Genomic DNA, 22,583 nt, shown 5'->3' with positions numbered 1-22,583 from the left:
GCACTCGACAGGATTCGAACCTGTGACCGCTCGGTTCGTAGCCGAGTACTCTATCCAGCTGAGCTACGAGTGCATTTGTTGCGCCGCATTATAGCCCGTCTAATCTCTATTCCAACCACTTTTTCTATAAATTTCAACAACTTACAGAAAAAGCCAGATTACAACGTACTAAGCAAATAATGGCGGAGAACGGGGGATTCGAACCCCCGACACCCTTGTGAGGTGTACTCCCTTAGCAGGGGAGCGCCTTCGGCCACTCGGCCAGCTCTCCGCAACACGGGGCGTATCTTAACCAACCTTTTCCCCGTTTGCAAACATAAAAATCAATAAAAATTAATGACTTGGTTCTTCGTCCTTCTCTTTCTTTATACGCAGGTAGATTTCCTCACGGTGCACGGCGACCTCTTTCGGGGCGTTGACGCCGATACGCACTTGATTTCCTTTGACGCCGAGCACGGTCACGGTGATTTCGCCATCACCGATAATCAGGCTTTCTGCGCACCGACGAGTCAGAATCAGCATACCTTTCTCCTCACGCGAATCATTTCAGGGACAACAGTCTGCAAAAAAAAGGCACCCGACCTACAACCGGAGCGATCGTAGCCCTACATGCCTGAGTATTGACCAGCGCGAGCAAAAGAACAGTTCAGGGCTCGCGCCATTCAAAAAATAAAGGGCGCGGTCAGACCGCGCCCTTCATTGACCAGGATTACTCGCCCTGACGGGCCGGAGCGTCCAGTTCGAAAGCCGTGTGCAGGGCGCGCACGGCCAGTTCCAGGTACTTCTCTTCAATCACCACGGAAACCTTGATTTCCGAAGTCGAGATCATCTGGATGTTGATGCTTTCCTTCGCCAGGGATTCGAACATGCGGCTGGCCACACCTGCGTGGGAACGCATGCCGACGCCGACGATCGAGACCTTGGCAATCTTGGTGTCGCCGACGACTTCACGGGCACCGATCTCGCGAGCGGTGTTTTCCAGCACGGTCTGTGCGGCCTGGTAGTCATTGCGGTGCACGGTGAAGGTGAAGTCGGTGGTGTTATCGTGCGCGACGTTCTGCACGATCATGTCGACTTCGATGTTCGCGGCACTGATCGGGCCGAGAATCTTGAACGCCACGCCCGGGGTGTCTGGCACGCCACGGATGGTCAGCTTGGCTTCATCGCGGTTGAAAGCGATGCCGGATATGATCGGCTGTTCCATGGTTTCCTCTTCATCAATAGTAATGAGGGTGCCCGGACCCTCCTTGAAGCTGTGCAGTACGCGCAGCGGAACGTTGTACTTGCCGGCGAACTCCACCGCGCGGATCTGCAGCACCTTGGAACCAAGGCTGGCCATTTCCAGCATCTCTTCGAAGGTGATCTTGTCCAGACGCTGAGCGACCGATACCACACGCGGGTCAGTGGTGTAGACACCATCGACGTCGGTGTAGATCTGGCATTCGTCAGCCTTCAACGCAGCGGCCAGCGCCACGCCGGTGGTGTCGGAACCACCACGACCCAGGGTCGTGATGTTGCCGTGCTCGTCGACGCCCTGGAAACCGGCGACCACAACCACGCGGCCGGCCTTCAGGTCGCCGCGAATCTTCTGGTCATCAATCTGCAAGATACGCGCTTTATTGTGCGCACTGTCCGTCAGGATCCGCACCTGATTACCGGTGTACGACACCGCTGGCACACCGCGCTTGATCAGCGCCATGGCCAACAGGGCAATCGTCACCTGCTCACCGGTGGAAACGATCACGTCCAGTTCACGCGGAACCGGTTGATCTTCGCCACTGATTTGCTTGGCCAGATCGATCAGACGGTTGGTTTCGCCGCTCATTGCAGACAGCACAACCACCAGGTCATCGCCGGCATCGCGGAATTTCTTAACCTTGTCGGCGACCTGCTCGATTCTCTCGACAGTGCCGACCGAGGTGCCTCCAAATTTCTGTACGATCAAAGCCATTTCAAAGCCGCCTCTGCCCATGAAGGGCGCCCAATAATCACTCAAACAGCCGCCGGGCCCGCCACTAGACTGCGGGCCCGACGGGCCGTCTTATAAACCCTGCTCGACGAATGGAACGGTCAGCGCCAGTGCGCCATCCAGTGCGCCGGCGTCGACACCGCCGCCCTGCGCCATGTCCGGACGACCACCGCCCTTCCCGCCCACTGCCGCAGCAGCCTGTTTCATCAAATCACCGGCTTTGAGTTGGCCAGTCAGGTCCTTGGTCACGCCAGCGACCAGTACGACCTTTTCCTCATGGACACTGCCGAGCAGGATCACTGCGCGACCGAGTTTGTTTTTCAACTGATCGACCAGCGCCAGCAGCGCCTTGCCGTCCTGACCATCCAGACGCACGGCCAGGACCTTCACGCCCTTGACGTCCACGGCCGAGGCCGACAGATCGTCGCCTGCGGCAGCAGCGGCCTTGGCCTGCAACTGCTCGAGCTGCTTTTCAAGCGCACGGTTGCGCTCCAGCACAGCCGACAGCTTGTCGATCAGGTTGTCGCGGCTGCCCTTGACCAGGCTGGCCGCTTCCTTGAGTTGTTCTTCAGCAGCGTTCAAGTAAGCCAGCGCCGCAGCGCCGGTGACCGCTTCGATACGACGCACACCCGATGCCACACCGCCTTCGCTGATGATTTTCAGCAGGCCGATGTCGCCGGTACGGTTGGCGTGGATACCGCCGCACAGCTCGACGGAGAAATCACCGCCCATGCTCAGCACGCGCACGTTGTCGCCGTACTTCTCGCCGAACAGCGCCATCGCGCCTTTCTGCTTGGCGGTTTCGATGTCGGTTTCTTCGGTTTCAACAGCGGAGTTCTTGCGGATCTCGGCGTTGACGATGTCTTCCAGCGCTTTGATTTGCTCAGGCTTGATCGCTTCAAAGTGGCTGAAGTCGAAGCGCAGGCGCTGGCTATCAACCAACGAACCTTTCTGTTGAACATGCTCACCCAGCACCTGACGCAATGCAGCGTGCAGCAAGTGGGTGGCCGAGTGGTTCAACGAAGTCGCATGACGCACCTCGGCATCCACGTGGGTTTCCACTGGCGCGCCGATGATCAGGCTGCCGGACGCCAGCACGCCGTGGTGCAGGAACGCGCCGCCGGTCTTGGTGGTGTCGCGCACATCGAAGCGGCTGTTGCCGGCCTGCAGATAACCGCAGTCACCCACCTGGCCACCGGACTCAGCGTAGAACGGCGTCTGATTCAGAACGATCACCGCCTCTTCGCCTTCATTCAAGACGTCGACCGACTGGCCATCTTTATAGATGGCGACAATTTTCGCCGAACCGCTGGTGTCGGTGTAACCGGTGAACTCGGTGGCCACATCGACCTTGACCAGCGTGTTGTAGTCCAGACCGAACGAACTGGCCGAACGTGCACGAACACGCTGGGCTTCCATCTCGCGTTCGAAACCGACTTCGTCGATGGTCAGGCTGCGCTCGCGAGCGATGTCCGCAGTCAGGTCCATCGGGAAACCGTAGGTGTCGTAGAGTTTGAACACCACGTCACCCGGCACCACGGTGCCTTTGAGTTCCAGCAGATCCTGCTCGAGGATCTTCAAGCCGTGATCCAGAGTCTTCGAGAACTGCTCTTCTTCGGCCTTGAGCACGCGCTCGATGTTCGATTGCTGCTTCTTCAGTTCCGGGAACGCTTCGCCCATTTCGGCGACCAGCGCTGCAACGATCTTGTAGAAGAAGCTGCCGGTGGCGCCCAGCTTGTTACCGTGACGGCAGGCACGACGGATGATCCGGCGCAGCACGTAGCCACGGCCTTCGTTGGACGGCAGCACGCCGTCGGCGATCAGGAAACCGCACGAACGGATGTGGTCCGAAACAACCTTGAGCGACGACTGATCGCCATTTTCGCAGCCGATTGCTTCGGCCGATGCGCTCAGCAGGTTCTTGAACAGGTCGATTTCGTAGTTGGAATTGACGTGCTGCATCACCGCACTGATCCGCTCCAGGCCCATGCCGGTATCCACCGACGGCGCAGGCAACGGATGCAACACGCCGTCGGCGGTGCGGTTGAACTGCATGAACACGTTGTTCCAGATCTCGATGTAGCGGTCACCGTCTTCTTCCGGCGAGCCCGGAGGGCCGCCCCAGATGTGGTCGCCGTGATCGTAGAAAATCTCGGTGCATGGGCCGCACGGGCCGGTATCACCCATGGTCCAGAAGTTGTCGGACGCGTAAGGCGCGCCTTTGTTGTCGCCGATGCGGATCATGCGCTCGACCGGCACACCGACTTGTTGGGTCCAGATGTCATACGCTTCGTCGTCGGAGGCGTAGACGGTGACCCAGAGCTTTTCCTTCGGCAGTTTCAGGACACCGGTCAGGAACGTCCAGGCGAAGGTAATCGCGTCGTGCTTGAAATAGTCACCGAAGCTGAAGTTACCCAGCATTTCGAAGAAGGTGTGGTGACGGGCGGTATAACCGACGTTTTCCAGGTCGCTGTTCTTGCCACCGGCACGCACGCATTTCTGGCTGCTGGTCGCACGGGTGTACGCGCGCTTTTCCTGGCCCAGGAAGCAGTCCTTGAACTGGTTCATCCCCGCGTTGGTGAACAGCAGGGTTGGGTCGTTGCCCGGAATCAAAGAGCTGGAGGCTACACGGGTGTGGCCTTGCTCTTCGAAGAAGCGAAGGAAGGCTTCACGGATTTCTGCGCTTTTCATTAGGTTCTTCCACGGAGGCTGCGGCCAAAGGCCTGTACGAAACGTCAACAGACGAAACGACGGCAAAGGGCCGCATTATATCGGCCCTGCGCGCGGGGTACAGCGTGTTTATACGATAGAAACGGTCAATTGAGGGGCTAACGCTGTCACTTGCGCGAAAACTCGACGAATGTCGCGATCACTTGCTCGATTTGCGAACGATTGACGTCCATGTGCGTGACCATCCGCAGACGGGCGGCAGCGCTCAATTTGATCCCGCGCTCGGCGGCAAACGCCTTGATCGCCTCGGCACGATCGCCCATCTGCACGTAAACCATATTGGTCTGCACCGGCTCGACGGTGAAACCGGCCGCACGCAGGCCTTCGGCCAGAAATTGCGCGTTGGCATGATCATCCGCCAGACGCTCGACGTGGTGATCCAATGCATACAACCCCGCCGCAGCCAGCAAGCCGGCCTGGCGCATGCCGCCGCCGACCATCTTGCGCAGGCGCCGCGCCTTGCCGATCAGTTCGGCCGAGCCGCACAGCACCGAGCCGACCGGTGCGCCGAGGCCTTTGGACAGGCACACCGACACCGAATCGAAATGTTGCGTGATTTCCCGGGCATCGACCCCTAGCTTGACCGCCGCGTTGTACAGCCGCGCGCCGTCCAGATGCAGGGCCAGTCCGTTGTCCTGAGTGAACTGGCGAGCCCGGGCCAGATACTCCAGCGGCAGCACTTTGCCTTGCATGGTGTTTTCCAGCGCCAGCAGACGGGTGCGGGCGAAGTGAAAGTCGTCAGGCTTGATCGCCGCCGCCACCTGATCCAGGTCCAGCGAGCCATCGGCCTGCACTTCCAGCGGCTGCGGCTGGATCGAACCGAGTACCGCTGCGCCACCACCCTCGTACTTGTAGGTGTGCGCCTGCTGACCAACGATGTACTCGTCACCGCGTTCGCAATGCGCCATCAAGCCCAGCAAGTTGCTCATGGTGCCAGTCGGGACGAACAGCGCTGCAGCAAAACCCAGCCGTTTTGCCAGTTCGGCTTCCAGACGATTGACCGTCGGATCTTCGCCATACACATCGTCACCGGTGGCCGCAGCGGTCATCGCGTCGAGCATGGCGGGAGTCGGTTGGGTGACGGTGTCGCTGCGAAGATCGATAACACTCATGAACCTGGCCTCTAGTCAGCAGGGGAAATCCCTTTTCGTAGAGGAATTACTGCGGGCATGGCGCGGATTAATCAACCCTCGCGCAAGGAAAAGTCGTTTCCACGCTTCGAAAAATCCGATGGCAATCATCACAAAGGCGCAATGCACAGCCCGGCAATCTGTGTTAAAAACGCTGCGCCGCCCGATAAAGGGTGGCGAAACGTTCTCAGGGCGGGGTGCAATTCCCCACCGGCGGTAATTGCGCGCAATGCGCATAGCCCGCGAGCGCTTGGTGACGGGCACGGCAAAAGCCGTGAGCGGCGGCAAGGTCAGCAGACCCGGTGTGATTCCGGGGCCGACGGTCATAGTCCGGATGAAGAGAGAACGGGATTGACGCCAAAGGGCCGTCCGCCGTGTTCGCGCGAGCGTGCGTACCCTTGAATCCCTTTCGATTCATAACGCCCTGTTTTTCACACAAACAGGAGTCAGAACATGCAACCCACCGCTATCGACAGCAAAAGCAAACACACTCACGGCGAGCGCGTCGCGTTCATCCAGGCCTGCTGGCACAAGGAAATCGTCGACCAGAGCCGTAAAGGCTTCCTCGCCGAAATGATCGCCCAGGGCTATCAGGAATCGGACATCGATTTCTTCGAAGTCGGCGGCGCCTTTGAAATGCCTCTGCACGCCAAGCTGCTGGCCAAGACCGGCCGTTATGCCGGTATCGTCGCGGCCGCCCTGGTGGTGGACGGCGGGATCTACCGTCACGAATTCGTCGCCCAGTCGGTCGTCAGCGGCCTGATGCAGGTTCAGCTGGAAACCGAAGTGCCGGTGTTCTCGGTATCGCTGACCCCGCACCACTTCCATGCCGGCGAAGAACACCAGAAGTTCTTCTTCGAGCATTTCGTGCACAAGGGTCAGGAAGCGGCGAAGACTTGCGCGGATACGCTGCAGAAAGTGCGTGCGTTGCGCCGCACCGAGCCGCGCGCCGTAGCGGTCTGATGCAATAACGATCTCCCCCGTGCGCTGCGCGGGGGAGATTCAGTGTCAGGCCAACTGCTCGTCAGTGGTCGGCACAATCAAAATGCCCGCCCGCAGGCCGTTCTTGACCTTGGGATTGGGGAAGATGATCCGCGCGCCCTGCTCCTCGATGATCCAGCGGGTATTGGCCAGGTCTTCGGCCAGCACATAACCCACATCCAGTTCCGAAAAGTTTTCGATGTCCGCCGGCAGGTTCAGACGGAACGCATCGCTGTGCTTGATGATTTCCCGGGCCACGCTGAACAGTTGCAGACCGTCCAGCCCCTGCTCGGCCATCTCCGGCTCGGTGCCTTCGATGATCTGCTTCAGACGGGTTTCCAGCAGCGACACATTGACCCCGGCGTTCTGCCCGAACGGCCGCGCCTTGCCCAGTTCCAGGGTGAAGGACTCGGCACCGAGCTTGTCGTAGGTGTAGGAGCTGAACACGATCGACGGCTTGTTCTGCAACAGCACCGCCTCCATGCCGGCCGCACGCAGACGGGACAGTTCAAGACGGGAATGCTGGCGACCTTCCTTCCACGGATACAGGGCGAACTGCTCGATCTTCGAACCGCGAATCGCCGTGTGCAAGTCGTAGTGCAGACGCTGACGATCCGGCACGCTGAAGAAGCTCGCCGCCAGGCGTTCCAGCTCGCAGGCGCGCAGGGCTTCGGAACCGCTGCTTTGTTCGTGACGGCCGTTGAACAGCCGATTGACGTCCTGCTCGATGAAACGCTCGCCCTTGCGAATCGCTTCCGGGTTGCCGAACAGGAACAGAATGCGTGCGCGCGGCTTCAAGTCGCCGCGGGCGATGTCATGCAGCAACCGGTCGAGCAATTCGATCGGCGCCGTTTCGTTGCCATGGATGCCTGCCGACAGCAGCAGATCCAGGCCATTGTCGCGTGCTTCGGGTGGCCGGACTTCCAGTGCACCCTCGCTCAACCAGCGCATGCGCACGCCTTCGACAGTCAGTTGAGTCTTCTCCGCCGGTTCGCGGCCGGCGAGGGTCAGTTCAAGCAGTTTGCCGAGGGCGAGCATAGAGCGGTTTCCTTAGTGGTCGTGGTTGCAATCCGGGCCGTGCACGTGGTCTTCGTCGTCGCCGACGTCGGCCGGTTCCATCTCCAGCTGCAGACTTACCAGATTAGTCGCCAATGGGCGCAACAGCAGGTTGGCGTATTCAGCATCGCCTTCTTCGACGTCCACGCCGATCAACAGTTGGCCGCGGCCGTCCTGCTGGATCCACAGCTCTTTGCCTTGCCACATGACCGCGACGCGGGTGCAGGAAGTTTCCAGTTGCTTGCCGTCGGTGTCTTCAAGGATCAGCCGCAGGGAATCGCTCATGTCTTTTTTACGCTCTGTTGGGGTGACAAGCCGCGCGCCGCGTTCAGGCGGCGCGCCGGCCATCAATTGATCTGGAATGGATAAACCGCGCCCAGTTTAAGGATTTGCGTCAGTTCATCCAGTGCCGTCCGGCATTCAAGCAGCAATTGCGGGTCCGCCAGATCGCTTTCGCTCAGGCGGTCGCGGTAGTGCTTTTCAACCCATGCGGTCAACGAACCGTACAACGGGGCGGTCATGATAACCCCTGGGTTGACGGCCGCCAGCTCGGTTTCGTTGAGCGCGACGCGCAGTCGCAGGCACGCCGGGCCACCGCCGTTCTGCATGCTTTGCTTGAGGTCGAAAACCTTCACTTCACGGATCAGACCGCCGGAGCTGGTCAGGCCTTGCAGGTAATTCCACACGCGCTCGTTGCCACGGCACTCTTCCGGCACGATCAGCAGCATCGAACCATCAGGGCGCGACAGCAACTGGCTGTTGAACAGGTAGGAACGCACCGCGTCGTCCACGGTGACCGCCGAGCGTGGCACGCAGACTGACTGGAACTTGCCGCCGACCTTGGCCAGTTTGGCTTGCAGTTCGGCCAGCATCTGTTCGGTGTCGAGGAACGCGTCCTCGTGATAGAACAGCACCTCGCCGTTGCCTACCGCGATCACGTCGTTGTGGAACACGCCTTGATCGATCACCGCCGGATTCTGCTGCGCGTAGACCACGCCTTCGTCACGCAGGCCGTGCAGACGGGCAACGGCTTGCGAGGCTTCGAGGGTCTGGCGCGCCGGGTACTTTTGCGGCGCCGGGTAACGGGTGTCGAACGCACTGCGACCGAACACGAAGAACTCGACGCCCGCCTCGCCATACTCACGGCAGAAACGCGTGTGGTTGGCCGCGCCTTCGTCGCCGAACTGCGCCACCGCCGGCAATGCGGCGTGGTGAGCAAAGTGTTGCTGGTCAGCGAACATCGCACCGAGCACGCGGCTGGTGGTCGGGTGCTCGATGCTGCGGTGATATTTGCAGTTCAGGTTGGCGGCGGTGAAATGCACGCGACCGTCAGCGGTGTCGGCACTCGGGCTGACCGTGGCGGCGTTGGCCACCCACATGCTCGACGCCGAGCAACTGGCGACCAGCAGCGGCATCGCGTCTTTCGCGGCGCGCTCGATGACCTGGGCGTCGGTGCCGCTGAAACCCAGACGGCGCAAAGCAGCCACGTCCGGACGCTCCTGCGGTGCGAGAACGCCCTGCTGAAAGCCCATTTCCATCAGCGCTTTCATTTTCGCCAGGCCTTGCAGCGCCGCTTCCTTCGGATTCGAGGACTGCTGGCTGTTGCTCTGGGACGCAACGTTGCCGTAGGACAGACCACCGTAGTTATGGGTCGGCCCCACTAGACCGTCAAAATTGACTTCAAAGGATTTCATCAGCGAGGCTCCACGAGAATCTGTTTTTATAGGCATCAAATAACAATCGAGTGCAATCGAGGCGCGACGCGCCTCACGCCATCTTCACGCCAGGCGTCAGGGCCGCCGGCATCACCAGGCTCGGGGTTTCCAGCGAGGCCACCGGGTACGCGCAGTAATCCGCCGCGTAGTAGGCACTGGCGCGGTGGTTGCCCGAAGCGCCGACACCGCCGAACGGCGCGCTGCTCGCAGCCCCCGTCAGCTGTTTGTTCCAGTTGACGATACCGGCACGGCTTTCCAGCCAGAACTGCTGGTAGCGCTCTTCGGAATCCGACAGCAGGCCAGCGGCCAGGCCGAAAGCGGTGTCGTTGGCTTCGGCGATCGCTGCCGCGAAATCGGCGTAGCGGATCACTTGCAGCAACGGGCCGAACAGTTCTTCGTCGGAGCGATCGGCAACCGCCGTCACATCAACGATGCCCGGGGTCAGCAGCGCCGACTGCGCCTGTGGCTGAGTCATTGCCAGCAACGACACTGCACCGTTAGCCAGCAGATGTGCCTGGGCATCCATCAACGCTTTCGCTGCGCCTAGGGAAACCACCGAGCCCATGAACGGCGCCGGTTGCTGATCGAACGCGCCGACCTCGATGGTCGAGCTGACGTCTACCAGACGCTTGAGCAGGCTGTCGCCCCACGCGCCTTGCGGCACCAGCAGACGACGGGCGCAGGTGCAACGCTGACCGGCGGAAATGAACGCCGATTGAATGATCGTGTATACCGCCGCATCGAGGTCAGCGACCTGATCGACCACCAGCGGGTTGTTGCCGCCCATTTCCAGCGCGAGGATCTTGTCCGGACGACCGGCAAACTGCTGGTGCAGGTGATTGCCGGTACGACTCGAACCGGTGAAGAACAGACCGTCGATGCCCGGATTCGCCGCCAGAGCGATCCCGGTTTCACGGGCGCCTTGCAGCAGGTTCAGCACGCCGGCCGGCAGACCGGCTTCGATCCAGCACTTGACCGTCAGCTCGGCGACTTTCGGCGTCAGCTCGCTTGGCTTGAACAGCACGCTGTTACCGGCCAGCAGCGCCGGCACGATGTGGCCGTTCGGCAAATGCCCAGGGAAGTTGTAAGGGCCGAACACCGCTACCACGCCGTGGGGCTTGTGGCGCAACACGGCGGTGGCGTCGCCCAATGGGCCGCTCTTCTCGCCAGTACGTTCGCGGTAGCTTTGCACCGAGATCGCGATCTTGTTGACCATGCTGGTGACTTCGGTCGCAGCTTCCCACAGCGGTTTGCCGGTTTCCTCACCGATGGTGCGGGCCAGCTCGTCGGCGTGGTTTTTCAGCGCGGCGGCGAAAGCCTCGAGCACGCTGATGCGATCTTCCAGGGTACGACGGGCCCAGCCCGGGAACGCCTGACGCGCAGCCTGCACGGCCGACTCGACCTGAGCGGCGGTGGCACCCTCCCCCGACCACAGCACTTGCTGGGTCACCGGGTTCAGCGATTGAAAGGCCTCGCCCTGACCGGCCAGCCACTCACCTGCGATGTATAGCGAATTCATTATTTCGACTCCCGAGCAGCGGACAACGCCACGGCGCGAACCTGATCGCCAGCGTTGAGTTGAAGACGTTTGGCGGTCAGCGGATCGACCACCAGCGTGCCGGCGGCCAGACGGGCCGGCGCAGCCGTGATGCGGCAGTCTTCGCGTTTGCGGTTATGGATGATGAACGGCGTGGCGTCTTCGCCCGGCGTGCCGATGGCCAGCACCAGCGCCTCGCTGTCACGCACTGCGCGGATCTTGCTGGTCTCGCACTCGATGGCCGGGCCGGCATCGAAGATGTCGACATAGCCCTGATAGCTGAAACCTTCGCTCTTGAGCATCGCCAGCGCCGGCTCGGTGTCCGGGTGCACCTGGCCGATGACGTTGCGCGCGTCCGGCGACAGGAAGCAGGTGTACAGCGGGAATTTCGGCATCAGTTCGGCGATGAACGCCTTGTTGCCGACGCCGGTCAGGTAATCGGCCTGGCTGAATTCCATTTTGAAGAAGTGACGGCCCAGGCTTTCCCAGAACGGCGAACGGCCGGCTTCATCCGACACACCGCGCATCTCGGCAATGATCTTGTTGCCGAACAGCTGCGGGAATTCGGCGATGAACAGCATCCGCGCCTTGGACAGCATGCGACCGTTGAGGCCGGTGCGGTAGTCGGCGTGCAGGAACAGCGAGCACAGTTCGGAGTTGCCGGTCAGGTCGTTGGCCAGGAACAGCGTCGGGATCTCGCGATAGATGTTCAGCTCCTGCGAGGCGCTGACGGTCAGCCCGACGCGGAAGTTGTACCAAGGCTCGCGCAGACCGACGGCGCCGGCGATGGCGGAAATCCCCACCACGCGACCGTTGTCGTCTTCGAGCACGAACAGGTAGTCCGCGTCGCCACGGCCGGCTTCACCGCGAAAGGTCTTCTCGGCCCAGCCGACCCGGTGGGTCAGGCGCTCTTCGTTGGCCGGCAACGTGGTCAGGCCGGTGCCGGTGCTGCGGGCCAGGTCGATCAGAGCGGACAAATCGCTGCTGCGTACGGGACGAACAATCATGCTATCTCCTCAAACGGGCCGCCGTGGCCACCCGTGAAACTCGCTAAGGCGTTAAACCGCCACCAGGCGCACGCTGGCACCTTCACCGACGCCCAGGGCTTCGGCCGCTTCCAGATCCAGGGTCACCGGTTTGCCCGGCGCGTAATCCAGTTCCAGCAATACCGCGCGGTAATCCTGCAACTGGGCATTGGCCACCAGATACTGGCGCCCGGCACCTTTGACCGGCTCGCCGATCTTCACCGGCACCACACGGCTCTGGGCGATCGAACGGATCCCCGAGACACGTGCATGCAGGGTCGGGCCGCCGTCGAAAATGTCGATGTAGTGATCGGTCTCGAAGCCTTCGCGCATCAGGATGTCGAAGGTGATCTGCGCACGCGGGTGAACCTGGCCCATCGCTTCCTGAGCGGAGTCCGGCAGCAGCGGCACGTAGATCGGGTAATGCGGCATCAGTTCGGCGAGGAACGTGCGGCTTTTCAGGCCACACAGACGCTCGGCCTCGGCGTAGTTCAAGTCGAAGAAGTTGCGACCGATGGCGTCCCAGAACGGTGAGTCGCCGTTCTCGTCGCTATAACCGACGATCTCGGTCACCACCGAATCGGCGAACCGCTCCGGGTGGCTGGCGACGAACAGCAGACGGCCACGGGAGTTGAGTTCGGCCCAAGGCGAACCTACCAGCTCGCGCTGCACGTAGAAACTGGTCAGCAGACTGTTGCCGGTCAGGTCGTGGCATTGCGAGAGCACGTGGATCTTGTTGTGGATCTTCAGCTCGCGGGAGGCATGCACGAAGGTCTCGTTGCGAAAGCTGTAGAACGGCTCGGAATAACCGGCCGAAGCGACGATCGCCGAACAGCCCACCAGTTTGCCGGTGGCAGTGTCTTCAAGGACGAAGAAGTAACTCTCTTCACCGTTGAAGCTCACTTCGGCGGCAAACGAGGCTTCGCTCGCGGCGATCTTGTCGCTCAGGCGTTCCACGTCATCCGGCAAGGAAGTGACACCAATCGGGCTGTCCGCAGCCAGACGCTGTACCTCGCCCAGATCAGCCATTTGCGCGGGGCGCATCACCAGCATGGTGTCACTCCTTTCTCTACTTCAGGTCGGCGAAAGCGCCGCCTCGGGAAAAAAATGCCGGGCAGGCCCGGCACAGGAAAATTGTCCCGGCGCCTGCCGATAACGACAGGCGCCGGGCGGTCTTGCATGAATCAGGCTTGGGTCAGTTTCGCTGCAGCACGTTCGAAGCGATCCAGACCAGCGTCGATATCCGCGTCTTCAACCACCAGGCTCGGGGCGAAACGGATCACGTCCGGGCCGGCCTGCAGAATCATCAGGCCTTCTTTTTCAGCGGCGTTGAAGATGTCCTTGGCCTTGCCTTTCCAGGCATCGCTCAGCACGCAACCGATCAGCAGACCGAGGCCACGCACCTGGGTGAACAGGCCGTACTTCTCGCCGATCTGTTGCAGGCGGGTCTTGAACTTGTCGTGCTTGGCGTTGACGCCGTTCAGCACCTCAGGGGTGTTGATCACGTCGATCACCGCTTCGGCCACGGCGCACGCCAGCGGGTTGCCGCCATAAGTGGTGCCGTGCGTGCCGACGACCAGGTGCTTGGCCAGCGCTTCGGTGGTCAGCATCGCCGCGATCGGGAAACCGCCGCCCAGGCTCTTGGCGCTGGTCAGAATGTCCGGAACCACACCGTAATGCTGGTAGGCGAACAGGTTGCCGGTGCGGCCCATGCCGGTCTGCACTTCGTCGAACACCAGCAGCGCGTTGTTCGCGTCGCACAGTTCACGGGCACCTTGCAGGTAAGCCAGCTCGGCCGGCAGTACGCCGCCCTCGCCCTGGATCGGTTCCAGAACGACCGCGCAGGTCTTGTCCGAAACAGCGGCTTTCAGTGCCGCCAGATCGTTGTACGGCACGTGGGTGATGCCGGTGATTTTCGGGCCGAAACCGTCGGAGTACTTCGACTGGCCACCGACGTTCACGGTGAACAGAGTACGGCCGTGGAAGCTGTTGAGCGCAGCGATGATTTCGTACTTCTCGGTGCCAAAACGATCGAACGCAACGCGACGGGCCAGCTTGAAAGCAGCCTCGTTGGCTTCAGCGCCGGAGTTGCAGAAGAACACGCGCTCGGCAAAGGTGGCGTCGATCAGCTTGTGCGCCAGGCGCAGGGCCGGTTCGTTGGTGAACACGTTGGACACGTGCCACAGCTTGTTGGCTTGCTCGGTCAAGGCACCGACCAGCGCCGGATGCGCATGGCCCAATACGTTGACGGCGATGCCGCCGGCGAAGTCGATCAGCTCGCGGCCGGCCTGGTCCCAGACGCGGGAACCGGCGCCACGCACCGGAATGAAAGCGGCAGGCGCGTAGTTGGGAACCATAACCTGGTCGAAATCGGCGCGTTGTACCGCAGCGTGCTCAACGGACATCGGAGTCTCCTGATGAGGGCCACCCGCCTGAAACTGGCGAGCGATGGGGGGATTGTAAGGACAGTTTTCAGCCCGGCCTTGCCGCCAAGCGACAACTTCTTATAGCGCAAACCCCGGATTTTCCCGGGTTTACGGCAATGCGACATATAGCGTCGCAAAGGCGCAGTTTAAACTGCCGCCGGCCATTGCAGCACTCCTGCGAGCTTATCAATTACGAAGGCGATGCCTGTCGTACATATGTACCACTTGGCGGCGACCGCATTTTGCTCTGCTTGAGCTCCTTATCGACGCTCAAGGACGCCAACGATGTCTTCCACCACCGGGCAATCGCTCAACCCCGCTTCTCACTATGAACCGCTGGCCAAAGCGATCCCCGAATGGCTGGGCAAGGCCTCACCCGCCCGGCGCTCTGCATTGAAGAACAGCCGTCGCACCCTCACCGACTCGCTCAAGTCAGCCCCGCGATCGCAGCACGACGCCCTCAGAAACGCCATCACCCAGCACATGACGGCACAAAATGCTGTCGATCAAATGCTCGACCGCGTGCAAAACGCCAGCACCTTCGCCGAGCCTCTGCTGACCGAGGCGCTGAAGTCGCGCTTCGACCTGGACGTGAATGTCAGGGAAACCTTTTTGCAGTTGTATATCCCCGTCACAGCGGCTGGCATGACCACCGGCACCCGGACGTGGACGGTGTCTCTGCTGGAGGCGGCGCTGCATAACTTTGAGGTTGGCGAAACAGAAGCCGGGGCGTATGCCAGCGGCTCCTCGTTCATCACCCGCCCGTCGGCGACGGGGCAATTCGAAACGCTGGCGCCGCTCAATGCGAAACCCGGTATCCAGGCCTTTACCCGCCTGTGCCGGGAGCTGGATATCGGCACCCGCTACAAAATCTATCTCGAGGAAAACCTCGCGATCTCCAATCCGGTGACGGCTGCTGTGCTGAGACACAAAGTCAACGCGACGCAAAAAAACGCACTGCGAGTCGCACTGAAGATGGCCCGGATGAAGGGCGATATCAGTGAAGCGAATCTGCTGTCGATTGAAAGCCTGCTGGATGGCGCAACCACCGTATCGATGAACGGCCAGCCAATGCGGTGCCACGACCTGACGATGATGTCGGTCGCCCTGACCGGGATCGTGATATTTGCGCCAGACCTCGAACGCGCGAAAACCACAGTCAGTGTGGTGGCTTACTTACCGGATGACCCGGAGCATTCGATCAAGGAATACCGTTCCACCGCAGACCTCGCAAAAGAACTGATCCGGCAATTGCGCGGGGCCGACTATCAACGATTCTTCAGCCGCTTCATCGCTCATGAGCAGCGTGGACAATTCTTCGGCCAGCTCAAGCAACGCCTGAGCGAAGTGAAATGGCACCCGCCCCAGGTCGGCAGTCAATTGCCGTCCTGGCGCGAGACGCCCATCGAAAAGCCTGACCTGCAACTCGCTGTCACGCCCATCGTCGGCGATCTTTGGGAACATCTTTATCAGGGCAAGCTGAACAAGATCCTCAACGATGGGGCGGTGATTGCAGTTCCAACCGCAATGGTCGATCGCAATGCACGCTGGAGGCGCTGGGATTCATTTGTCAGTGTCGCGGCGTCGATCCTGGAAATTGCCGCGTTCGTCGTTTTGCCGTTCGTACCGTTTCTGGGCGAAATGATGATGGCGTACATCGCTTACCAACTGCTCGATGAGGTCTTTGAATCGGTCATCGACTGGACTGAAGCTCAAACGACCGAAGCCTGCGAACATTTCTTCGCAGCACTCGAATCGCTAATCCAGCTCGGCGCTTTCGGGATCGGTACCAGTATCGCCATGGCCGAATTGCCCAAGGTGTTGCCGGCCGAGGTGGTGGCGTTCATGGATCGCTTCCAGCCGGTGAAACTGCGCAACGGCAAAACCCTGTACTGGAAGCCGGATCTGCAAAGCTACGCCCGCGACATCGTGCCTGCGGCTGGCTCCACACCCGACGCGCAAGGCTTGCACTGGCATCAGGGTAAAAAACTGCTCCCGCTGGAGCAGGCGCACTTCGTCGTCAACGATCACGAGACACCCGGCAAGTTGCGGATCGAACACCCGGCGCGCACCGATGCCTATGAACCGATCGTGCGGCATAACGGCGAAGGGGCGTTTCATACCGAACTGGAAAACCCGCTGCAGTGGGACAGCGCCACCGTGCTGCGACGTATCGGCCCGCGCATGGAACCGTTCGCCCCGGCCCGGCGCGAGCGAATACTTCAAGTCAGCGGCTACACCGAAGGCGGCCTGCGCAAGATGCACGTGAATCAGGAGCGCGTGCCACCGTTGCTGGCCGACACCATCGAGCGCTTCAGGATCGATCAGGATCTGCAGACGTTCATCGAGCAACTGACCAGCGACGATCCAGCGATTTATCGCAAGGCCGATCCGTTGATCCAGCTTCAATTGCTCAACGAGCAGGGCTTGTGGCCGGACACCAAACGGCTGCGCCTGATCAATGCCTTGGGCGAAACGGTCTGGCAGTCCTCCGACAATGCGCAGCTCCCCCTGACAGACATTCACGCTGACCGGCTTATCGATAGCGACCTGCTCAAGACTTTGCTGCAAACCCTCGGCGAAGCCGAAGTCCACGCCCTGCTCAATGAAGAGTTCGGGCAGAAAATCGCCCTCGAGGTACGCAGTCGTCAACTCAGGATCCGGCTCGCGCAGATCGCAGAACAGCAGCGCCCTGCCCTGTTCGAACAACGCTATCAGTCACTCCAGCATCACGATGCCCCGCTGGTGAAACAAGTGGCACGGCACGTACCGCAACTGCCCGTCAGGATCACCGAAGAACTCGTTCTCACCGCTACCGGCACCGAGCTGCTGCAACTGGGCGAAGGCGCGTTTGCAGAGCGTCAGCAGCGACTCTCTGAAAACGCCCTGCACGAATTGCGGATCACCCGTGCCTATGAAGGACTGGAAATCGATTCGGTGCACAACCCGGATTCCGAAACCCTGGCACTGCACAGTCTGCCGCTGTTGCCGGGTTGGTCAGACGCGGTGAGTCTCGAAGTCCGCAACCAGTCGTTTGCAGGGAACAGGCTCGACACCACCGGCCCTGTGGGTGCGGCCATCGAGAAAGTTCTGGTGCGCCGGGCCGATGGCACCTGGCAACCGTTCGACCAGGCCGGACTGGAACTGCACGGCCCGACGGATTTCTACACCAGCGTGGTGCAAGCCTTGCCCGATGCCCAGCGCCAGGCATTGAATCTGCAAATTGGTGAAAGCCAAAAACTCCGCCAGCTCATTCGCGACAATCCCCTGCCCCGTGCCAACCTGCGTCTGACATCGATGGACGCATCTGTGCCGGCATCTGGCGTCGATACCTTGCGTCTGCTGGGTACAGACGGTTACGCACGTAATGTGTCGGCCGACGAGGCACCCCCAACCCTGGAAACGCGGGTGCGCGATGTTTTTCCCGGCATCACCCAGGACGGTCAACGGGCAATGGTGCAACACCTGCAAAGCCATCTGGAGAATCCGATTGCCGAGCTGTCGCGTCTTCGACTCGAATATTCGAACCTTGAAAACAGCCTTGATCAATGGCGGTTCAGGGAAGTGCGGATCGATCCAGCAACCGGTCTGCCACTTTCCCTGGCACGACGAGCAGCGGCGGCTCGCGATCGACAGGTTTTTGCCCGAACCCTGCTCAGTTGCTGGCGCCGGGAAACCCCGGAACGCTTTGGCTACCGCATGCGTTTTATCGAACCGCTGCTGGGCGATCTGCCGGTGCTGACGGCTGACTTCAGCCATGTCATCAGCCTGGAATTGAGCGGCAGCGGAACATCCGCAGGCATCGAGACTTTCATAGGTCGCTTCCCTCGATTGGCCCGTCTCGACCTGCAGAACTTTGACCTGCACAACCTGCCGCAAGGCATCTCGGTCATGCCCGCTCTGCGCCAATTGCGGCTGCGTAAATGTGGAATCACCCTGACCCCGGAAAACCAGGCGCTGCTGACATCACTCAACGAACTGGTGGAGCTGGATCTGAAGGACAACCCGCTGGGACCGAGCTTCGACGTGACCTTCATGCCTTCGCTGACCTACCTCAACCTGTCGCGCACCGGAATTGCCGAAGTGCCCGTCAGCTTGATCGATCACCCGCAGATCAGGAGCGCCTGGCTGACCGACAACCAAATCACCACGCTGCCCGCAGCGCTGTTCGAGTTCTCACCCACTGCCGGAGCCGGATACGATTTTTCCGGCAACCCGCTCTCCGCCGCCGCGCGCGAGCGTGTGAAAACCTATTTCACTCGTACGGGCCTCAATTTCGGCGTTCGCGCCGAACAGGCCGATATCGTCCGTACCCGAGCACTGTTTCCGGACGTCGACGAAGGCCAGGCCAGCAGCCTGATTTATCGCTTGCCCGGCTCACTGGTTCAGGGCCGCTTGCAATTGACGGCGTGGGAAACCGAGATAACTACGCTGAGCAATGATCTGACTCGCTGGGCCCGAGACATTCCAGACCGCGACCCGGACAGCGGCACAACACTGGAGGCCAACGAGCGCTTCACCGAGCAAGACGCACGCGAGACTTTCGCCGGCAAATTGCAACAGCTTTGGCGTCACCGCTCGAGAATCCACCCGCACGCAAGGGCCGATATCTTCACTGCCGAGGCCACGTTCATCGGCGACCTGCCGGAAATGAGCGCTGACTTCAACCACATCACCGCGCTGACCCTCAACGGCAACAAAGGCCTGCGCGGCAACGCGCCATTCCTCAGAAGCTTCCCCCGACTCAAGCGCTTGTTTTTACGCAATGGCGAGCTTGATCAATTGACCCAAACCCTCACCGGACTGCCAATGCTGGAAGTACTGGTATTGGACAACTGCGGGGTGAGATTCAACGCCGAGTCGCTGACGGCGCTTGCTGCCATGTCGAAACTCGAGTCACTGGAACTGCCACGCAATCTGCTGGATCTGGTGCCCGACCTGCAAACCCTGAACACGCTGTCCTACCTTGACCTGTCGCGTACGGGCCTGCTGGAAATCCCGCCCGGTCTGATCGATCACCCAACCCTCAAGACCGCGATCCTCAGTGAAAACCAGATCACCGAATTGCCCGAGGCTCTTTTTGAGCTATCGGCCCAGGCCGGTGATGGCTACGACCTGTCGAACAACCCGCTGACCCTCGCCACTCGAGAAAGGATCAAACAGTACTGCCGTGAAACCGGCCAGGATTTCGCCGTCCTCGCCGACGCGGCCGATATCGAAACCACCCAGCAGCTGTTTCCCGACCTCGACGTGCAGGACGCCAGCGATGTGTTCTACAGTTTGCCGGGCTCACTGGAGAATAGCCGAAGCCAACTGCGGCACTGGCAGGCAGAAATCCGTCAACTGAACGCCGACCTTGCGCAATGGGCTGCGGCAGGGCCGAGCATTCACCCGACCACGGGGCAGTTACTCAATCCACGGCAGATCTTCGTGATGCAGGCGAACAGACGACTGTTCGCTCAGCGGATCGAAGAACTGTGGCGCTTCCGGTTTACCGAGAAACCCACAGAACGAGGCAATGTGCTGATCACGGATCTGCCCTTTGTCGGCGAGTTGCCCGTGCTGTCGGCAGACTTCAGTCATATCGCCGAACTGACCCTCGACGGCAACCCTACCCTGAGCGGCGCCGATGCCTTCCTTTCATCCTTTACCGGCTTGCGTCATCTGGAACTGCACGAGTTCAAACTGGAGCACCTGCCAGAGGCTTGCGAGCGCATGCCTTCGCTGGAACGGCTGGTGCTGGAGTATTGCGAGCTGGTCATGACGGATGAAACCCAGGCTCGCCTGTCATCGCTGACCCGATTACAGTTCCTCAACCTGAGCCATAACCCGTTGGGCGCTACACCGGAGTTGAAGGGATTGCCGGCGTTGACCCATGTGCGCCTGATCGACACCGGAATCACCCACCTGCCGGAAGGCCTGGTCGAACACCCGACACTGATCATGGCCAACTTCGATCACAACCGGATCAGCGAACTGCCCGACAGCCTGTTCGACCTGCCCGTGCTTTCGCCCAACCAATTCATCCTTGGCGAAAACCCGTTGTCCCCCGCCACGCGCGAACGTATCAAGGCAAGCTACCAGCGCAACCGGCAAAACTTCGGGGTATCGATGCCGCAGGCTGATATCGAGCGCGTGCTCGCGCTGTTTCCCGCGCTGGATACCGATCAAGCCAGTCGATTGTTGTATCTGCTGCCGGGGACGATTGATCACGGCCGCCTTCGAATCGGTCAGTGGGAAACGGAATGGCAACAGCTGGAGGCGACGCTTAACCGCTGGGTCGAGGAGACGCCCGATCAACATCCGTCAACTGGCGCACTGCTCACAGCCGAGGACAACGTCGTTGAGCGCTCCGGCCGCGATCAGTATCGCCGGGATCTGCAAGCGTTCTGGCGCGCCCGCTCAACAGCCCAACCCGAGGTGCGACCGGACAGGCTGGTTCTCAATCTCCCCTTCATCGGCGAACTTCCGGCACTGAGCGCAGACTTCAGCCATGTCACTACGCTGTCGATCACCGGCAATGCCCAACTGCGTGCCGGCGACGGATTCTTCGGCGCTTTCACAGGGCTGAAAACCCTGGAACTGCGCGACCTGGGCTTGCAACAAATGCCGGATTCATTCCGGCGCATGCCTGCCCTGGAAAGTCTCGTACTGAGCAACTGCGCGGTGGTGCTGGATACCAAAGGTCGCGCCACTCTTGCTTCGTTGACGCGCTTGAAGAAACTCGATCTGTACAACAATCCGCTGGGGTTGGCTCCGGACATCCGTTCCCTGCCGGCACTGGATTTTCTCGATCTGGCCGGTACCGCGATTGCCGAGGTACCCATCGGGATGATCAATCATCCGGAGCTGGAAATCGTCATCCTCAACAACAATCGCATCAGTGAGATTCCAGACGAAGTTTTCAACTTGCCGGCGGAAACCGGCAATGGCTACGACTTCGGCAACAACCCCCTGACCCCTGCGACTCGTGAACGGGTCAAAGACTACTTCAGGCGCACCGGCGGTGATCTCGGTGTACTTGCCGATGAGGCGGATCGCGCACGGGTGCAAACGCTGTACCCCGCGATGGACAACGAACAGGCCAGCACCTTCTTCTATCGCCTGAGCGGAACGTTGGCCGACGGTCGCCAGGAAGTGGCACGTCGGGAAACGGCGCTGAGTGATCTCACCCGCAGCCTCGCCCATTGGAGCGACGACATTCCGGCGAATCCGCTCAACGGCCAGCCACTGTCGGAAACCGCACGATTGCGACAGGAGCAACTGCGCTCACAGTTCGCCGAAGCGCTGCTGACCTGCTGGCGCAAGATCCCGATCGAGGATTCAAGTCTCGACAGTTACGGGTTCAGCCATACCGTGAGTTTCATCGGCGAACTGCCAACACTGGGCGCCCCATTCCCCTACGTGCCGGACCTGTTTCTGGTGGGTGACGGCCACTCATCACGCCTCGGTCGCTTCCTCGAAGCCTTTCCCGGCCTCGACAGCCTGGCCATTCGCGAATGCAATCTGGGCGATATTCCCAAGGATATTTTCACCATGAACCGACTGACGGCGCTGAGCCTGCCGGACTGCGAGATCAGCCTGACGCCCGAGTCAGTCGCGGCACTGGCGGGAATGGACAACCTCGAAGTGCTCAATCTGCGCGACAACCCACTGGGGCTGACGCCGGACGTCAGCAACCTGCACTCCCTGACCGATCTGGATTTGAGCGATACCGGGATCACCGAGATACCGAAAGGGACGCTGGAAAACCTGCACTGGAACGAGCTTGACCTGTCCGGCAATGCGATCACTGACATACCGGAAGAAATTATGGATGTGCCCGCGACAGTCGGTGACCGCTATGACCTGCACAACAATCCACTGTCACCCCAAAGCCTGGCCCGGGTACGGGCTTACTACCTGGAAACGGGTAACAACCTGAACGTTGCCGGCATCGACGGTACGCCGAGACTGCCGGAAATGAGGCCTGATCTGGAAATCGAAGACTGACCGAGACAGCGCCATGGCAGCC

13 protein-coding genes, 2 tRNA genes and 1 riboswitch are annotated in these 22,583 nt (G+C 60.6%); of the genes, 2 read left to right on the top strand and 13 right to left on the bottom strand.

Going from position 1 to position 22,583, the window contains the following annotated elements:
• The 6 genes from AC1RR7_RS18125 to ltaE all read right to left on the bottom strand — a co-directional run bounded on the left by AC1RR7_RS18125 (window position 1) and on the right by ltaE (window position 5,811).
• Window positions 1-73, bottom strand: a tRNA-Arg gene (locus AC1RR7_RS18125).
• A gap of 107 nt (window positions 74-180) precedes the next feature.
• Window positions 181-271, bottom strand: a tRNA-Ser gene (locus tag AC1RR7_RS18120).
• Between the two features lie 62 nt (window positions 272-333).
• Window positions 334-522: a carbon storage regulator CsrA gene (csrA, locus tag AC1RR7_RS18115; protein ID WP_002554426.1), complete on the bottom strand. Its 189-nt coding sequence runs from the start codon at window positions 520-522 to the stop codon at window positions 334-336.
• Between the two features lie 187 nt (window positions 523-709).
• The gene (locus AC1RR7_RS18110; RefSeq protein WP_096818090.1) at window positions 710-1,951 is read right to left on the bottom strand and encodes an aspartate kinase; all 1,242 of its coding nucleotides are present in this window, start codon (window positions 1,949-1,951) and stop codon (window positions 710-712) included.
• 90 nt (window positions 1,952-2,041) lie between these two features.
• Window positions 2,042-4,660, bottom strand: coding sequence for an alanine--tRNA ligase (gene alaS, locus AC1RR7_RS18105; RefSeq protein WP_493158093.1), 2,619 nt, complete (start codon window positions 4,658-4,660; stop codon window positions 2,042-2,044).
• Between the two features lie 146 nt (window positions 4,661-4,806).
• Window positions 4,807-5,811 carry a low-specificity L-threonine aldolase gene (ltaE, locus tag AC1RR7_RS18100; protein ID WP_493158092.1) on the bottom strand — a complete coding sequence of 335 codons (1,005 nt, stop codon included), beginning with the start codon at window positions 5,809-5,811 and terminating at the stop codon, window positions 4,807-4,809.
• Between the two features lie 197 nt (window positions 5,812-6,008).
• A riboswitch (FMN riboswitch) is annotated at window positions 6,009-6,180 on the top strand.
• A gap of 102 nt (window positions 6,181-6,282) precedes the next feature.
• Between ltaE and AC1RR7_RS18095 the strand changes: the two genes are divergently transcribed.
• Window positions 6,283-6,792, top strand: coding sequence for a 6,7-dimethyl-8-ribityllumazine synthase (locus AC1RR7_RS18095; protein WP_011335530.1), 510 nt, complete (start codon window positions 6,283-6,285; stop codon window positions 6,790-6,792).
• Between the two features lie 45 nt (window positions 6,793-6,837).
• Here AC1RR7_RS18095 and astE read toward each other — a convergent pair whose 3' ends face one another.
• The 7 genes from astE to AC1RR7_RS18060 form a co-directional block, all read right to left on the bottom strand.
• Window positions 6,838-7,848 (bottom strand): succinylglutamate desuccinylase, encoded by a 1,011-nt coding sequence (gene astE / locus AC1RR7_RS18090; protein ID WP_102621027.1) that lies wholly within the window; start codon window positions 7,846-7,848, stop codon window positions 6,838-6,840.
• A 12-nt stretch (window positions 7,849-7,860) separates the two neighbouring features.
• Window positions 7,861-8,151 carry a topoisomerase II gene (locus AC1RR7_RS18085; protein WP_102621065.1) on the bottom strand — a complete coding sequence of 97 codons (291 nt, stop codon included), beginning with the start codon at window positions 8,149-8,151 and terminating at the stop codon, window positions 7,861-7,863.
• Window positions 8,152-8,213: 62 nt separating this feature from the next.
• Window positions 8,214-9,560 (bottom strand): N-succinylarginine dihydrolase, encoded by a 1,347-nt coding sequence (gene astB / locus AC1RR7_RS18080; RefSeq protein ID WP_493158091.1) that lies wholly within the window; start codon window positions 9,558-9,560, stop codon window positions 8,214-8,216.
• A 73-nt stretch (window positions 9,561-9,633) separates the two neighbouring features.
• A complete protein-coding gene (astD, locus tag AC1RR7_RS18075; RefSeq protein WP_176504809.1) occupies window positions 9,634-11,103 on the bottom strand; it encodes a succinylglutamate-semialdehyde dehydrogenase in 1,470 nt (489 codons plus the stop codon).
• Window positions 11,100-12,125, bottom strand: a complete 1,026-nt coding sequence (gene astA / locus AC1RR7_RS18070; RefSeq protein ID WP_096818101.1) for an arginine N-succinyltransferase — start codon at window positions 12,123-12,125, stop codon at window positions 11,100-11,102. Before astA ends, astD begins: the two co-directional genes overlap by 4 nt.
• A 51-nt stretch (window positions 12,126-12,176) precedes the next feature.
• The gene (gene aruF / locus AC1RR7_RS18065) at window positions 12,177-13,196 is read right to left on the bottom strand and encodes an arginine/ornithine succinyltransferase subunit alpha (protein WP_025112905.1); all 1,020 of its coding nucleotides are present in this window, start codon (window positions 13,194-13,196) and stop codon (window positions 12,177-12,179) included.
• 131 nt (window positions 13,197-13,327) lie between these two features.
• A complete protein-coding gene (locus tag AC1RR7_RS18060) occupies window positions 13,328-14,548 on the bottom strand; it encodes an aspartate aminotransferase family protein (RefSeq protein WP_096818105.1) in 1,221 nt (406 codons plus the stop codon).
• Window positions 14,549-14,854: 306 nt separating this feature from the next.
• On the opposite strand from AC1RR7_RS18060, the gene AC1RR7_RS18055 reads away from it, so the two are divergent.
• Entirely contained in the window at window positions 14,855-22,561 is a 7,707-nt protein-coding gene (locus AC1RR7_RS18055) for a dermonecrotic toxin domain-containing protein (protein ID WP_493158090.1), read from the top strand.
• Window positions 22,562-22,583 lie beyond the last annotated feature (22 nt).

This window comes from Pseudomonas sp. GW821-FHT11G12 (genome assembly GCF_058808055.1).
This window is presented reverse-complemented; position numbering and strand designations above follow the sequence as displayed.